This window comes from Novosphingobium sp. PASSN1, from assembly GCF_002278815.1.
In genome coordinates this window covers 64,618-78,178 of sequence record NZ_NKIS01000006.1, presented here as the reverse complement: position 1 = coordinate 78,178, position 13,561 = coordinate 64,618, and the positions used below count along the sequence as shown (strand labels likewise).

At 64.9% G+C, this 13,561-nt stretch carries 17 protein-coding genes; 5 read left to right on the top strand and 12 right to left on the bottom strand.

All coding sequences use genetic code 11. The annotated features are described in order from the left end of the window. Positions 1 to 3: 3 nt before the first annotated feature. Positions 4 to 909 (top strand): NAD(+) diphosphatase, encoded by a 906-nt coding sequence (nudC, locus tag CFE35_RS11400; protein WP_292930725.1) that lies wholly within the window; start codon positions 4 to 6, stop codon positions 907 to 909. Continuing rightward, on the top strand, positions 906 to 1,616 hold the full coding sequence (locus CFE35_RS11395) for a DsbA family oxidoreductase (protein ID WP_292930724.1): 711 nt from the start codon (positions 906 to 908) through the stop codon (positions 1,614 to 1,616). Before nudC ends, CFE35_RS11395 begins: the two co-directional genes overlap by 4 nt. A gap of 579 nt (positions 1,617 to 2,195) precedes the next feature. On the opposite strand, the gene CFE35_RS11390 is transcribed toward CFE35_RS11395, so the two are convergent. The 5 genes from CFE35_RS11390 to mgtE form a co-directional block, all read right to left on the bottom strand. After that, positions 2,196 to 2,612, bottom strand: coding sequence for a DUF2442 domain-containing protein (locus tag CFE35_RS11390; protein ID WP_292930723.1), 417 nt, complete (start codon positions 2,610 to 2,612; stop codon positions 2,196 to 2,198). Continuing rightward, positions 2,605 to 2,844, bottom strand: coding sequence for a DUF4160 domain-containing protein (locus CFE35_RS11385; RefSeq protein ID WP_292930722.1), 240 nt, complete (start codon positions 2,842 to 2,844; stop codon positions 2,605 to 2,607). Before CFE35_RS11385 ends, CFE35_RS11390 begins: the two co-directional genes overlap by 8 nt. A gap of 30 nt (positions 2,845 to 2,874) precedes the next feature. Then, positions 2,875 to 3,621: an SDR family NAD(P)-dependent oxidoreductase gene (locus CFE35_RS11380; RefSeq protein WP_292930721.1), complete on the bottom strand. Its 747-nt coding sequence runs from the start codon at positions 3,619 to 3,621 to the stop codon at positions 2,875 to 2,877. A gap of 256 nt (positions 3,622 to 3,877) precedes the next feature. Continuing rightward, positions 3,878 to 4,270, bottom strand: a complete 393-nt coding sequence (locus CFE35_RS11375; RefSeq protein ID WP_292930720.1) for a DUF1489 domain-containing protein — start codon at positions 4,268 to 4,270, stop codon at positions 3,878 to 3,880. A gap of 4 nt (positions 4,271 to 4,274) precedes the next feature. Next, the gene (gene mgtE, locus CFE35_RS11370) at positions 4,275 to 5,651 is read right to left on the bottom strand and encodes a magnesium transporter (RefSeq protein ID WP_292930950.1); all 1,377 of its coding nucleotides are present in this window, start codon (positions 5,649 to 5,651) and stop codon (positions 4,275 to 4,277) included. Positions 5,652 to 5,848: 197 nt separating this feature from the next. On the opposite strand from mgtE, the gene CFE35_RS11365 reads away from it, so the two are divergent. From CFE35_RS11365 to CFE35_RS11355, 3 genes are all read left to right on the top strand, one after another. Then, positions 5,849 to 6,304 (top strand): peptidylprolyl isomerase, encoded by a 456-nt coding sequence (locus CFE35_RS11365; protein ID WP_292930719.1) that lies wholly within the window; start codon positions 5,849 to 5,851, stop codon positions 6,302 to 6,304. 13 nt (positions 6,305 to 6,317) lie between these two features. Further along, on the top strand, positions 6,318 to 6,761 hold the full coding sequence (locus CFE35_RS11360; protein ID WP_292930718.1) for a GNAT family N-acetyltransferase: 444 nt from the start codon (positions 6,318 to 6,320) through the stop codon (positions 6,759 to 6,761). Positions 6,762 to 6,822: 61 nt separating this feature from the next. Beyond that, on the top strand, positions 6,823 to 7,005 hold the full coding sequence (locus CFE35_RS11355) for a hypothetical protein (RefSeq protein WP_292930717.1): 183 nt from the start codon (positions 6,823 to 6,825) through the stop codon (positions 7,003 to 7,005). Between the two features lie 3 nt (positions 7,006 to 7,008). Here the strand turns inward: CFE35_RS11355 and CFE35_RS11350 are convergent, their stop codons facing one another. The 7 genes from CFE35_RS11350 to CFE35_RS11320 form a co-directional block, all read right to left on the bottom strand. Further along, complete coding sequence (locus CFE35_RS11350) at positions 7,009 to 7,422, bottom strand: hypothetical protein (protein WP_292930716.1); 414 nt, start codon at positions 7,420 to 7,422, stop codon at positions 7,009 to 7,011. Between the two features lie 4 nt (positions 7,423 to 7,426). Continuing rightward, positions 7,427 to 8,308: a LysR substrate-binding domain-containing protein gene (locus CFE35_RS11345; RefSeq protein ID WP_292930715.1), complete on the bottom strand. Its 882-nt coding sequence runs from the start codon at positions 8,306 to 8,308 to the stop codon at positions 7,427 to 7,429. 6 nt (positions 8,309 to 8,314) lie between these two features. Further along, positions 8,315 to 9,253 carry a hemolysin family protein gene (locus tag CFE35_RS11340; RefSeq protein ID WP_292930714.1) on the bottom strand — a complete coding sequence of 313 codons (939 nt, stop codon included), beginning with the start codon at positions 9,251 to 9,253 and terminating at the stop codon, positions 8,315 to 8,317. Between the two features lie 20 nt (positions 9,254 to 9,273). Next, positions 9,274 to 9,774, bottom strand: a complete 501-nt coding sequence (ybeY, locus tag CFE35_RS11335) for an rRNA maturation RNase YbeY (RefSeq protein WP_292930713.1) — start codon at positions 9,772 to 9,774, stop codon at positions 9,274 to 9,276. Beyond that, positions 9,771 to 10,820, bottom strand: a complete 1,050-nt coding sequence (locus CFE35_RS11330) for a PhoH family protein (RefSeq protein ID WP_292930712.1) — start codon at positions 10,818 to 10,820, stop codon at positions 9,771 to 9,773. The genes ybeY and CFE35_RS11330 overlap by 4 nt, the downstream gene beginning before the upstream one ends. Before the next feature lie 127 nt (positions 10,821 to 10,947). Next, positions 10,948 to 12,291 carry a tRNA (N6-isopentenyl adenosine(37)-C2)-methylthiotransferase MiaB gene (gene miaB / locus CFE35_RS11325; RefSeq protein WP_292930711.1) on the bottom strand — a complete coding sequence of 448 codons (1,344 nt, stop codon included), beginning with the start codon at positions 12,289 to 12,291 and terminating at the stop codon, positions 10,948 to 10,950. A 68-nt stretch (positions 12,292 to 12,359) separates the two neighbouring features. Then, positions 12,360 to 13,520 carry a hypothetical protein gene (locus tag CFE35_RS11320; protein WP_292930710.1) on the bottom strand — a complete coding sequence of 387 codons (1,161 nt, stop codon included), beginning with the start codon at positions 13,518 to 13,520 and terminating at the stop codon, positions 12,360 to 12,362. Positions 13,521 to 13,561: the final 41 nt, after the last annotated feature.

Here is a 13,561-nt window from a genome sequence, read left to right as displayed (position 1 = left end):
CTAATGCTCTACAGACCAAACCCCCCGATTTCCTTCACTGGCGCCGTGCTCGACCGAGCCGATCACATCCGCGCCGATGCCGACAAGCTGGCCGAACTGACTAACTGGCGCGCGCGGCTGCTGCGGCTCGACGGGCTCGATCCGGTGATTGGCGATGATGGCAGCCTCGTCTGGGGTACGCTCGCCGATGCGGGCGAACAGGATGAACTAGTGTTCCTCGGCCTCGATGGCGAGGGCCGCGCCTGCTTCGCCCCCGTTGCGCCCGCCAACAAGGGCAATCCCGGCCCCGCCAACCCCCGCCTGTGGGGCGCGATGGCCTCGCTGCCCGCAGGCGATCTCGCCACCTACGGCGGTGCCCGCGCGCTGGTCGATTGGCACGCCCGCCACCGCTTCTGCGCGCGCTGCGGCTATGCGACGAAGCTCGGCAAGGGCGGCTGGCAGCGCAAGTGCGTGAACATGGATTGCAAGGCCGAGCATTTCCCCCGCGTCGATCCGGTCACGATCATGTCGGTCGAATGGGAGGGCCAGCTCCTCCTCGGCCGCCAGCCGCGCTTCCCCCCGCGCCGCTATTCCGCGCTTGCCGGTTTCGTGGAACCGGGCGAATCCATCGAAGAAGCCGTGGCGCGCGAAGTCTTCGAGGAAGCGGGCGTGCGCGTGCGCGATGTGCAGTATGTCGCCTGCCAGCCCTGGCCGTTCCCCTCCTCGCTGATGATCGGCTGCCACGCCTATGCCGATGATCCGGCCATCACCATCGACGCGACCGAGCTCGACGACGCGCGCTGGTTCACGCGCGAGGAAGTCGTCTACGCGATGGAAGGCCTCAAAACCGGGCGCGAAGACGGCGCCTTCATCGCCCCGCCGCCGTTCGCGGTGGCCCATCACCTCCTCAAATGGTGGATCGAACAATGAGCAAACCGGCAGCAGTCACCATCGATATCTGGTCCGATGTCATGTGCCCGTGGTGCGTGATCGGCCACAACCAGCTCGAAACCGCGCTGAAGGGCATGGCAGGCGAAGTCAGCGCCACCGTTCGCTTCCACCCCTTCGAACTCAACCCGGACATGCCCGAGGCGGGCGAGGAAAGCGCCGCGCACATCCAGCGCAAATACGGCCGCACCCCCGATCAGGCGGCAGACGCGCGGGGCCGCATGGCGGAGGCCGCCGAAGCCGCAGGCTATTCCTTCCACTACACCGGAGCCAAAGACGAAGGGGGCGATCCACCCCCCGCCATGATGTGGAACACCCGCCTCGCGCACCGCCTCCTCGTCGCCGTGTTGCGCGACCACGGCCCTGAAATGCAGGTAAAGCTCAAACGCGCCCTGTTCGACGCCCACTTCCAGCAGCGCCGCCGCATGAACGACCCCGCCGTCCTCACCGACATCGCCGCCTCGGTGGGCCTCGACCGCACCGAAGCCGCCGCCGCGCTAACCGACCCCGAAATCGACGCCATCGTCGATGCGGGCGAACAGCAGGCGTGGGACTGGAACATCAGCGGCGTCCCCGCGATGGTCATCAACGGCAAATACATGATCCCCGGCGCGCAGGACCCGGCAACTTACGCCAACGCGCTGCGGCGTGTTGTGGCGCGCGAGGCGGCTGTGGCGGCGGCGGAGTAGGGGGGAGGGGCCTCACGCTCATCCTGAGCTTGTCGAAGGACGGGCAAGGGCCATTGCCCTTGCATCCCGATCCTTCCCACTTTGCCGTTACGCAATGGAGGCTATCGGGGATTGATATGGCTGAATGGTAGCGTTATTTTTTGGCGCTAACTAGGTAAAAAGTGGGATGTTCTTATGGTTACCGTATTATGGATACTTGGTATAGGCGCGGCAATAGGCGTTGTTTTTTCCTTAGCAAATAAGGAAAATCCAGTAGAAGGCGCTATGGTTGGTGGCATGTTTGCAGGTAGCTGCCTTATTCAGCTCCTGGCTCCTATATTTATGATAATTATTGGCCTGTGGCTATTTCGAGCTATTTTTAGTTAAAAATTTAGGATTACGGTGGCATTTTACAAAAGGGTTACGGTGACACGGCGGGTTACGGTGACACGGCGGGTTACGGTGACACGTGCAACAACCCCCGAACTTCCGGGATGCAAGGGCGATGGCCCTTGCCCGCCGGAGGCTTTGACCCCTTAAAGGCCCACCGGAGACCTGAGTTACGGTGACACGTGCACTAACCCCCAAATCCCGCACCCACTAACCCGACTTGCGTGGCCTCCCGCCCTTCGCCCCGTTCGCCCGCGCTGCCGCACTCTTAGCCGCTGACCGCGCTTGCCCGGCGCGGCGCGCCATATAGGCGCTGGTGCCGAACAGGCCTGCGAGCAGCCCCGGGATCGAAAGATCGACGTCGAGCGCCTCCCAGTGCAGGCCATAACCATTGCCGAGCACTTCGAACGCGGCGAGTTCATCGTGGCTCGCCTCCTCCAGCCCTTGGGCGAGATGCGGCGGGAAGGTGAAGGAGCAGCCGTTGGTCAGCGCGACGACCATCATGCCCCGGCGGCGATCATAGCGCGCGCTGGCAGCTCTGGGTTCGATCTGCGCGGCGATGCGGCCGCGCTCTTCGGCGGCACTCAGCTGCGCTTCGCTTGGGTCAATCGTCACAGGCTCAACCATGAATATCTCTCCAGCGTGCGAGCAGGGCTTCCTGCTGTTCCATCACGACTTGCATGGCGCGGCGCACATCGCCGCGTTTCATGCCTTCGATGGTCACAACCTCTGGCTCGCCATCGGCTCCCAGCAAGTTGATCTTGGCGTGTCCGTCGCCAAACACATGGACATGGGCTGGCGCATGGTCATCAACAAAGATGATGAAGCGCAGGCCATGGGCGCGGTAAACAGTGACCATGGCTAAAAATAACCTATCTCGTTGGGTTTATCAACCCGCGCTCATGCCGCCATCCACGGAGAAGTTCGCGCCCGTCACATAACCGGCCTCGTCAGACAGCAGCCAGCAAATCGTGCGGGCCACGTCCGCCGGCTGGCCAAGGTGGCCGACCGGGATCATGGCATCCAGCGCATGGGCATCGCCGCCGGTCACGCGCAGCAGGTTGGGGGTTTCCGTGGCGCCCGGGCACACCGAATTGATGCGGATGCCGCTGTTCGCATAATCCAGCGCGGCGGATTTGGTGAGGCCGACGACCCCGTGCTTCGCGGCGACATAATGCGCGATCCCGGCCACGCCCTTCAGGCCGAAGATCGAGGCGTTGTTGACGATGGCGCCGCCGCCGCCCCGCAGCATCAGCGCAATCTGCGCGCGCATGCCGTTATAAACGGACTTCAGGTTCAGATCGAACACCCAGTCGGATTCGTCGGCAGGCGTTTCGTGCAGCGGCTTGAAATCGGCGTGTCCGCCCGCGTTGTTGACCGCGAGATCGAGGCGGCCGAATTCCTGTTCGATCCAGTCCATCAGGCCTTCCAGATCGGCCCGCACGGTCACGTCGGTCGCGCGGATCACCGCCTTGCCGCCATCGGCCTTGATGCGGTCCGCCGCGGCGCGGAGGCGGTCCTCGCTGCGCCCGGCCAGAACCACGGTTGCGCCCCGTGCGGCCAGCAGCTGCGCGGTCGCTTCACCCATGCCGCTGCCAGCGCCGGTGACAACCGCAATCTTTCCGCCAAACGCCATGATGTTCGATCCTTCCAAGAGCCCAATCCGAAACTGATTTGAGTGGTATCAGGGCGGGCTAGAGCCAGATGACATCACATGGAATCGTCGGCCCGGACTTGATCCGGGCCTTGGCTTTTGTTTCGGGCGTCACGCAAGAAGCATAGCCGAACCCCGTGTCAAGCACGGGGTGACGGAAAACAGATCAACGGCAAGTCATCAGCGGCTGGGCCGCCAAGTGCAGTAATTCGCGAAATTCGCGGCCCGCCTCAGGCCCCTAGGCCAACCCCAGCTTCGCCAGTTCACCCGCAAGGTTCGGAGGCAGCATGTCCGCGCTTTCGCCGTCGGCCAGATCGGCGGGCGCGTCGGCTTCTTCCAGATAGCGCCAGCCCTGATGCGCGCGCTTGGGTTTGGGGTGGACGTCGATCAGCTTCGTCGAGATCACGATTTCGGTGCGGCCGCCCTCGGCTTCCTCGAAGCCGAGGATCTCGCTGCGCGCGACGAGCTGGTGCTTGAGGATCCAGTAGACCGAGCCGCCGATCATTTCCGCATGGCGCTTGGGCAAGTAGCGGGTGGTGAGGCGTGCAGACTCGCGGCGGGTCTTGAACCAGCCATGGAGGTCTTCGAACGAGGAGGCGCCGAACGCCACTTTGGTCATGCTCAGCGGCATCGGTCTATCCTGCCAGCCCGCTCAGCACGGCGAGGCCGAGGAACGAGAAGAAGCCCATCACGTCGGTCGCCATCGTCACGAACACGGCGGAGGAGACTGCAGGATCGACCTTGAGCCGGTCGAGCGTGACGGGGACCATGATCCCGGCGAGGCCTGCCACCAGATTGTTGATCACCATCGCCGCGCCGATCACTGCGCCGAGCAGCGGGTTCTGAAACAGCAGCGCGGTGCCGCCGCCGATCAGCAGCCCAAGCGATAGCCCGTTGGCCAGCGCGATGCGAAACTCGCGCAGGATCATGCGCACCGTGTTCGAACTGGTCAGCTGGTTGGTGGCGATGGCGCGCACCACCACGGCCAGCGTCTGCGTGCCCGCATTGCCGCCCATGCCCGAGACGATGGGCATCAGCACCGCGAGCAGCGCCAGCCTGGCAATCGCGCCCTGGAACATGCCGACGACCGAGGAGGCGATGATCGCGGTGCCGAGATTGACCACCAGCCACGAAAGCCGCGTGCGCACGGTGAGGTGGATCGGCTCGTTGATGTCGCCGTCGCCCGCGCCGGACAGGCGCAGGATGTCCTCGCTCGCTTCTTCCTGAATGATGTGGACCACGTCGTCCACGGTGATCTGGCCGACAAGGCGCCCGCTTTCATCAACCACAGCGGCGGAAATCAGCGCGTACTTCTGGAAGCGCAGCGCGACTTCTTCCTGATCCATCGTGACGGGGATCAGCGTCTGGTCGCGCTTCATCACGTCGGTCAGCGCGATGGAGCGCGGGGTGCGCAGAATCCACGAAAGCGCGCACGTGCCGACAGGGTGGTGCTTGTGATCGACGATGAACACTTCCCAGAACTCGGTGGCGAGGTCCTGATCCTCGCGCAGGAAATCGATCAAGTCGCCCACGCTGAGGTGTTCGGGCACCGCGATCACGTCGCGGCTCATCATGCGGCCGGCGGAATCTTCCGGATAGGCCAGCGCGCTTTCGATGGCGGCGCGGTCTTCCGGCTCCATCTCGGCGAGGACGGCAGCCAAGTCCTCCTCGTCGAGGTCCTGGATCAGCGCGACCGCGTCGTCGGTTTCCATGTCGCCCGCAAGATCGGCGACTTCATCGGGATCGAGCTCTTCGACGAGATCGTCGCGGACATAATCGTTGAGCTCGGCGATCACTTCGCTGCTGAGCAGATCGTTGATCGCGCGTGCCAGTTCGGCCCGGTAATCCGGGCCGATCAGCTCGAACAAGTCGGCCACGTCGGCCGGGTGCAGCGGTTCGACGAGGTTGTAGACGGTTTCCTGATCGTCTGCGTCGAGCGCGTCGCTCACCCGGCGGATGAAGCTGGGGCGCAGGGTGTTGTCCTCGTCGTCGAGGCTTTCTGCGTTGCGCATGGGTTCGTGCACGGCGACGCTCTCCGTCAGAACGGAGCCGCCATCCGCCAGAACGGAATCGTGCAGATCATCATCGCGCGCCATGGCGCGGGGGATACGCCCGGGAGCGCCAAAAGCAACCTCGATGGCTCCAAGAGGTATACTTTGGCGGGCGAGCGATTATAGGCAGAGGCAGACAAACAAGGGATTTGACGACGATGTCTGACGAAAAACTGGTGCTCACGCTCGATGGCGGGGATGTGGTGATCAAGCTGCGCTCCGATCTGGCCCCCGGCCACGTGGCGCGCATCAAGGAACTGGTGGGCGAAGGTTTTTACGACGGGGTGAAGTTCCACCGCGTGATCCCGGGCTTCATGGCGCAGGGCGGCTGCCCGCAGGGTACCGGCATGGGCGGTTCCTCGAAGCCCGATCTCCAGGCCGAATTCAACGACGCGCCGCACGTGCGCGGCGTCTGCTCGATGGCCCGCACCAGCTATCCGCACTCGGCGAACAGCCAGTTCTTCATCTGCTTCGACGACGCGCGCTTCCTCGACAAGCAGTACACCGTGTGGGGCGAAGTTGAGAGCGGCATGGAACATGTCGATGCGCTGCCCAAGGGCGAACCGCCCGCAAAGCCGGGCGTGATCCAGAAGGCCGCCATCGTTTCGGCCTGACGGCATAGCCGCGGTGGACCTTGTCCTCAGGCCTCCCACGGGCGCAGACCGCGCCGCGTGGGACCGCCTGTGGCAGGGCTACCAGCGCTTCTACAAGGTTGAAATCGCCGCGCCTGTCAGCGACCTGACATGGGAGCGGCTGCTCGCCCACGATGAGCCGATGCACGCGATGCTGGCGTGGCAGGGCGCGCGGGCGGTGGGCATGGTCCACTGGATCTTCCACCGTTCGACATGGACGGCAGGGCCTTACTGCTACCTGCAGGACCTCTATGTGGACGAAGACGTGCGCGGCTCCGGTGCGGGCCGCGCGCTGATCGCGCATGTCCGCGATGCGGCGCAAGCCGCCGGGGCTGCGCGCCTTTACTGGCTGACGCACGAGACGAATACGGACGCGATGAAGCTCTACGACAAAGTCGCGGAGCGTTCGGGCTTCGTGCAGTACCGGGTGGCGCTGTAGCGCTCCTCACTCGACCTGCACTATATGGACAGGCGCATTCGAGAAGAAACGGCTGGCGATTATGGCCTTCAAGACCTTGCAGACGCGAACTGAGCCGGTCACGCTGGAAGCGATGGCCGAGCGCCTCGCCGCGCGCAAGGCGGAGCTGGGCGAGATTGAGGTGCCGCGCAACAGCGGGACGCGGCGCACAGCGTCGAAGCGGGCGCTCCTCGCCGAGATCGAGAAACTGGGCGGCGACTGGTAGGATTTAGCTCCGCACCAGCAGGCGCGTTTCAGTCACCTCGATCACGGGCACTTCCCATGGGTGCGCGGCCATCAGTGCTGCCAGTGCCGTGTCGATGGCTTCTGCGGGCGCTTCGGCGGGGATCCAGCTGACCAGCGTGACCGTGGGTGAATGCTCGATCTGACCAGCTGCGCCCAGCGTTGGCCTGGCATCGGGTGCCGGGGCGAAGGTTTCCCAGCCGAGGCCGATTTCCGCGACGCCGTGGTAGACGCCGAAATCGCCCAGAGCGCCGGGGGCGCGCAGGATTGCCAGCATCTTCGCCATGACGGTATCGGCCTCCACCGCGCCGCGATCGCCCGCCAGCAGCGCGGCGAGCGTTTCTGCCGCGACCGGCACATGGACCGCCACGCGCAGTGCGCGCTTGTTTGCCGTGTTCATCGTTTCAGAGCCCCGCCTTGATCATCCAATCGTGAAACAGCCGCACGGGCCGCGATTGCAGCGCGCGCGGGCGGCACACGAACCAGTAGGAATAGGGGCTGTCGACCTCGATATCATAGAGCCGGGCGACGCGCGGATCGTGGCTGCGCTTGTAGTGATCATCGTGCATGATCGCGATGCCAAGGCCCTGCGCGGCGGCTTCTAGGATGAGCTGCCCGGAATCGAAATGATCGATGGCGGCGGGCTGCAGGGCTTCGAGATGCAGCGTGCGCTTCCATGCCTCGAAGCTCATCGGCAGATCGTTGTGCACAAGGAACGTCTGCCGGTTGAGCTTCGCAAGATCGGGGCGCGGGCCAAGTTCTGCCACGATTTCGGGCGTGGCGATGGCATGGACACGGTTGTGATCGAGCCGCACCGAATGGAGCGCGCCCTCCGGCCCTTCGGACAGGATAATCGCGGCGTCGATGGTATCGCCCAGCTTGGTTTCGGCGGCGGCCGAGCTGTCGATATCGATGTGGAGCTGGGGGTGGAGCTTGCGCAGTTCGCCCAGGCGCGGGAACAGGCGCTGGCTGCCGAACAGCGGCAGCACGCCCAGGCGCAGGCGCAGCACTTGCCCGGTATCGATCAGGCGGTCGATCCGGTCGGCCATCTCGTCGATCAGCGGGGCGACGGCATCATAGAGCTGCTGGCCTTCGTCGGTCAGCTTGAGCAGCTGGTGCTTGCGTTCGAACACCGGCTTGCCGATGAATTCCTCCAGCGCGCCCAGCCGGCGCGAGAGCGCGGAGGGGCTGAGCGCAAGCTCTGCCGCAGCCGTCTTGGCCGATCCTGCGCGCACCACGCGGATGAACGCTTCGAGCGAGCGCAAGGGAGGCAGGCGGCGGATCATCTGTGGTCAGTCTTCTTCAGGTCTTGCGGGCATAGGCGCATGGAGGCGCAGCCGGGTGAGCCTGCGCTCGTCCCCCGCCGTTACCTCGATTCGCCATCCGCTCTCGTGTTCCAGCACGCGGCCTACGGGCGGGACTTCCCCCGCCAGCACCACCGCGAGCCCGCCCAGAGTATCCACGTCCTCGTCCACCAGCGCAAGCCGGGGATCGATCCGTTCACCGACATCTTCCAGTTCGATGCGCGCATCGGCATCCCAGGTCAGCTCGTCGATCTGGTGCAAGTGGTCCTGCGGCGCGTCGTCGTGTTCGTCCTCGATCTCACCGACGATCTCCTCGACCAGATCCTCGATGGTGATGATCCCGTCGGTGCCCGAATATTCGTCGATCACGATGGCCAGGTGCGTGCGGCTGGAGCGCATGTCGGCCAGCACATCGAGCGCGCCGCGCGCCTGCGGCACGAACAGCGGCTGGCGCATCAGGCCGCTCCAGTCCTTGGGCGCGGCCTTGCCGGACAGTGCCATGCTGGCCACGATCGGGAACAGGTCCTTCACATGGAGCATGCCGATCACTTCATCGAGCGAATCGGCATAGACGGGCAGGCGGCTGTGGCCATGTTCGGCGAAGGCATCGACGACGTCCTCGAAGCTCGCCGAAGCGGGGATCGCCACGATCTCGCCGCGCGGAATGGCCACGTCGTCGGCATCGTTCTCGCTGAAATGGAGCAGGTTCTTGAGCATCTGGCGCTCCAGCGGCAGCAGGTCGCCGTCTGCCCCGGTGGAGCCGCCGGCATCGCCTTCGTGCTCCTCGATGGCTTCCTCGATCTGTGCGCGGAGCGACTGATCGTGCTCGGGCCCACGGAAAAACGCCTTGAGTGCGCGCCACAGCGCGCCGCTACTGTCTCCTTCGCCCGAACGGCTTTCGCCGCCGGACCCACTGCCCTCAGGCACGGCCCATCACTCCTTTGACGCTAATGCGGGGCATATGGGGCGGGTAGGCCCATCAGCGCAAGCGCCTTTGTTTCCAGCGCCTCCATTTCCGTAGCGTCTGCCTCGCCGGTCTCGTGGTCATAGCCCGCCAGATGGAGCAGGCCGTGGACGATGAGGTGCGCGGCATGGGCTTCGACCGGGATGCCCTTGTCCGCTGCTTCGCGCGTGCAGACGCCGTGGGCGAGGATGAGATCGCCGAGCATCCCCGGCGCTTCGGTTGCAGCGGCGGCGGCCAGCACTTCCTCGCGCGAGAGCATGGGAAAAGACAGCACGTTGGTCGGTTTGTCCTTCGCGCGCCATTGCTTGTTGAGCGCGTGGACTTCCTCGTCATCGGCCATGACAAGGCTGACGAGCAGGTGTTCGTGCGCCAGTTCGGGCGCGACCGCGCCAGCGGCCTCAGCCGTGCGGGCGGCCAGCGCTTCCCAATCGGTGGAGGACGGCCAGACCGGATCGATATCGAGTTCGAGCGTGGGAGACGTCACCCGTCCTTGCCCTCGTAAGCCTCGACGATCCGGCCCACGATCGGATGGCGCACCACGTCGGCCACGCCAAACCTGATCATGCCGATGCCGTCCACGCCCGCGAGCCGGTTGACCGCATCGTTGAGGCCGCTGGCCGCCGTGCCGCCGGGCAAATCGGTCTGCTTGGGATCGCCGCAGATCACCATGCGGCTGTTCTGGCCGAAGCGGGTGAGGAACATCTTCATCTGCATCGGCGTGGTGTTCTGCGCTTCATCGAGAATGACGAAGGCATCAGCCAGCGTGCGCCCGCGCATGAAGGCAATCGGCGCGATCTCGATCTCGCCGGAAGCCAGCCGCCGCTCGACCTGCTCGGGCGGCATGCAATCATACAATGCATCGTAGAGCGGGCGCAGATAGGGATCGACCTTCTCCTTCATGTCGCCGGGCAGGAAGCCCAGCCGCTCTCCGGCTTCGACCGCCGGGCGTGATAGGATCAGGCGCTGCACGCTGCCGCTGATGAGCTGCGCCACGGCCTGCGCAACGGCAAGATAGGTCTTGCCGGTACCTGCCGGGCCAAGCGCGAAGATCATGTCATCGCGCACCAGCGCGCGCATGTATTCGATCTGGGTGGCCGAGCGCGGCACGATGGTTTTCTTGCGCGTGCGGATCATGATCGGCGGCGTGCCTTCGGGGGCGCCCGAGATGATCCCCTCCAGCGTCGGCTCGTTCGACATCATGATGAGCGATTCGACCGCGCCTGCATCGACCTCATGCCCCGCAATCAGCCGCTGGTGCATGCCTTTCAGCACATCGCGCGCGCGGGCCACGGCATCGTCCGGCCCTTCGATCACGGCCTTGTTGCCGCGCGCCGAGATATAGACCCCGAGCCGGTTCTCGATCTGCACGAGGTTCTGATCGAACTGTCCGAACAGCGAACCGAGCACGGTCTGCTCTTCAAACGCGATCTCGATCCGGGCGCGGCGCTGATGGTCGCTGCGGGGCACTTCGCTGCGCGGCGTATCGCGGCGGGGGGCCTCATCGTGCGGGCGGGAGAACTTGCGGGCCATGCGCTCCTTTCAGGATAATGCGGCCAGATTAGGCACCGATGCGTCAGGCGCAAGACAGCGCCGGGCAAAATCGCACCAGCCGCGCAGATATGCACCGCTGTGTGCCCTTGTTCCTGCAAACGGAAAATCAGGAAGACGTACGCGCCACCAGTTGGCCGCCCAGCGAATTGGGGCCAGCTTCGATCAGATCGACCTCGACGAGATCGCCCAGCGCTGCATCGCCGGTGAAATGCACCGATTGCAGCCAGGGTGATTTGCCGAGCCATTGCCCGGCATGGCGGCCGTTGCGCTCGACCAGCACCGCGCAGCGCTTGCCCACTCTGGCCTTGTTGAACGCGAGACTGTCGCGCTGGAGCGCGGCCTGCAGGCGCTTGAGGCGCTCGTCCATCACTTCAGCTGCGATCTGGCCATCCATCGTGGCGGCAGGGGTGCCAGGGCGCGGAGAGTATTTGAAGCTGAAGGCTTGCGCATAGCGGGCCGCGGCAATGATCTGGAGCGTCTCTTCGAACTCGGCCTCGGTCTCACCGGGGAAGCCGACGATGAAATCGCCCGAGAGCGCGATATCGGGCCGCGCGGCGCGCACGCGCTCCAGAATGCGCAGATAGCTCTCCGCCGTGTGGCTGCGGTTCATCGCCTTGAGCACGCGGTCGCTGCCCGATTGCACTGGCAGGTGGAGAAACGGCATCAGCTTGGGGTTGCTGCCATGCGCCTCGATCAGCGCATCGTCCATGTCCGCCGGGTGGCTGGTCGTATAGCGGATGCGGGCAAGGCCCTCGATGGCGGCGAGTTCTTCGGCGAGGCCCGCCAGTCCGACGCGGCGGCCGCGCTCGTCCTCCCCGCTCCACGCATTCACGTTCTGGCCCAGCAGCGTGATCTCGCGCGCGCCGCCTTCGACCAGCGCACGTGCCTCGCTCACCAGATCGGCATAGGGCCGGGAAAGCTCCGCGCCGCGCGTATAGGGCACCACGCAATAGGTGCAGAACTTGTCGCAGCCTTCCTGCACGGTGAGGAAGGCGGATGCCCCCACCTTGCGGCGCTTTGGCAGCGCGGCGAACTTGGCTTCCGCCGGCATGTCGGTTTCGGTCGCGCGGCCGCCTGCTGCGGCTTCGGCTACCATCGCGGGCAGGCGGTGATAGGCCTGCGGGCCGACGACGACGCGCACCGACGGTGCGCGGGACATGATTTCCTTGCCCTCTGCCTGCGCCACGCAGCCCGCCACTGCGATCAGCGGCACCGAGCCGTCCTCGCGCCGCCCTTCCTTCACGATGCGGCCGATGTCGGAATAGACCTTCTCGGTCGCCTTCTCGCGGATGTGGCAGGTGTTGAGCACGACGAGATCTGCCGTCTCGCGCTCGTCGGCCGCGGTCATGCCTTCTGCGGCGAGCAGTTCGGCCATGCGCTCGCCGTCATAGACGTTCATCTGGCAGCCGAAGCTCTTGACGTGGAAGGTGCGGGGAGGGGAAGAGCTCATAAGACGCGCGCCTTACGCCAGAACCGCCTGCGAATGAAGGGGGCTCGCGGTGCGGCCTCGGTCCCGCGCTAGGGCAAGGTGAAGGACGCCGAGCTGCCGACCGCATTGAGGCTGATCGCAAGGCTGAAGCCGCTCGCAATCCCGGAGTTGCTGAGCCCGCCTGCCATCAGGATGGAGCCGGAGTTGCTGGAGGCGAAGCTCATGGAATCCATGGTTCCGGTGACGCCTTGCGCACCTTCGGCGTAGGATATGGACTTGGCCGAAGTGCTCATCGCGCTGCCAATGGCGCCGGTGCTGATACTGTTCTTGCCTTCGATCAAAGCGTCGGCAATCGTGACGTTGGCTTCGACCGCGCCCGTGTTGACGACATCGAAGACGATCTCGCCGAAGACAACGTTCGGGTCTGCGGTGCCCGCATAGACGACCGTCGTGCTGCTGACCGAACCGCTCGCGCCAATGGCCATGAGGGATACGCTGCCATCGACGCTGTCCACGCCGAGTACGGCACCGCTCACCGTGGCAGCCTGGGTCGGATCATCCGTCGCGCCGATGCGGATATCGCCGCTGTTGTTCGCGGTGACGCTGATCAGGCCGCCGCTTCCGATCGAGATATCCGAGGTATAAGTTCCATCATCGACGACGGCGAGAACCGACACGCCGGCCGAAGCGCCGATTGCTGTGCCGCTGAAGGCGTTGCGCGTGCCGCCATTGATCTCGACGCCAGCGACGTCGGTCTGCACGCTGACCGCACCGGAATTTTCCGCATTGAGCGTTATGTCGCCGTTGATGCCCAGCGACCGGCTGACCGTTGCCCCGCCAAGCACATCGTCGACAACGCTGATTTGCGCGGAGGCGCCCACGCCCGAAAGTGCGATGGTGTTGTCGTGGCCCTGGTCGATCGCGGCGCCGTCTACAGTGCCGGCGAGGGTGATATCGCTGCCAGGATTGATGGCTGAAACGACGACATCGCCATCGATGGCGGCGGCCATCGTGGCGTCCTGATCGTTGGCGTTGACGTAGGAAGCCGAAGCGGTGGCACCAACCGCGCTTGCGCTGATCGTGTTGCGCGAGCCATCGGCAATTGTCGGCGCGGACAGGAGGGCAACGTCGGTCGGTGTCAGTGAAACGGGGGCGTTCGTGTTGTTCGCGGTGATAGTTACATCGCCCGAAATGCCCCAGCTATCCGCGACTTGCGCGAACGAAACCTCGGGTGCAATTGCGCTGGCCAATAATGTCCACGCAATACTTGTATAAGGACGCGAATGTTTCA

Excerpts from the sequence above, each read along its gene's own strand:
- CFE35_RS11375 (WP_292930720.1), bottom strand. The coding sequence starts at position 4,270 with ATGCCGCTGAGCATGACCAAAGTGGCGTTCGGCGCCTCCTCGTTCGAA.
- CFE35_RS11380 (WP_292930721.1), bottom strand. The coding sequence starts at position 3,621 with ATGGCGTTTGGCGGAAAGATTGCGGTTGTCACCGGCGCTGGCAGCGGC.
- CFE35_RS11350 (WP_292930716.1), bottom strand. The coding sequence starts at position 7,422 with ATGAACACGGCAAACAAGCGCGCACTGCGCGTGGCGGTCCATGTGCCG.
- CFE35_RS11390 (WP_292930723.1), bottom strand. The coding sequence starts at position 2,612 with ATGGTTGAGCCTGTGACGATTGACCCAAGCGAAGCGCAGCTGAGTGCC.
- miaB (WP_292930711.1), bottom strand. The coding sequence starts at position 12,291 with ATGAGCTCTTCCCCTCCCCGCACCTTCCACGTCAAGAGCTTCGGCTGC.
- mgtE (WP_292930950.1), bottom strand. The coding sequence starts at position 5,651 with ATGCGCAACGCAGAAAGCCTCGACGACGAGGACAACACCCTGCGCCCC.
- CFE35_RS11345 (WP_292930715.1), bottom strand. The coding sequence starts at position 8,308 with ATGATCCGCCGCCTGCCTCCCTTGCGCTCGCTCGAAGCGTTCATCCGC.
- nudC (WP_292930725.1), top strand. The coding sequence starts at position 4 with ATGCTCTACAGACCAAACCCCCCGATTTCCTTCACTGGCGCCGTGCTC.
- CFE35_RS11385 (WP_292930722.1), bottom strand. The coding sequence starts at position 2,844 with ATGGTCACTGTTTACCGCGCCCATGGCCTGCGCTTCATCATCTTTGTT.
- CFE35_RS11330 (WP_292930712.1), bottom strand. The coding sequence starts at position 10,820 with ATGGCCCGCAAGTTCTCCCGCCCGCACGATGAGGCCCCCCGCCGCGAT.
- CFE35_RS11365 (WP_292930719.1), top strand. The coding sequence starts at position 5,849 with ATGTCTGACGAAAAACTGGTGCTCACGCTCGATGGCGGGGATGTGGTG.
- CFE35_RS11395 (WP_292930724.1), top strand. The coding sequence starts at position 906 with ATGAGCAAACCGGCAGCAGTCACCATCGATATCTGGTCCGATGTCATG.
- CFE35_RS11355 (WP_292930717.1), top strand. The coding sequence starts at position 6,823 with ATGGCCTTCAAGACCTTGCAGACGCGAACTGAGCCGGTCACGCTGGAA.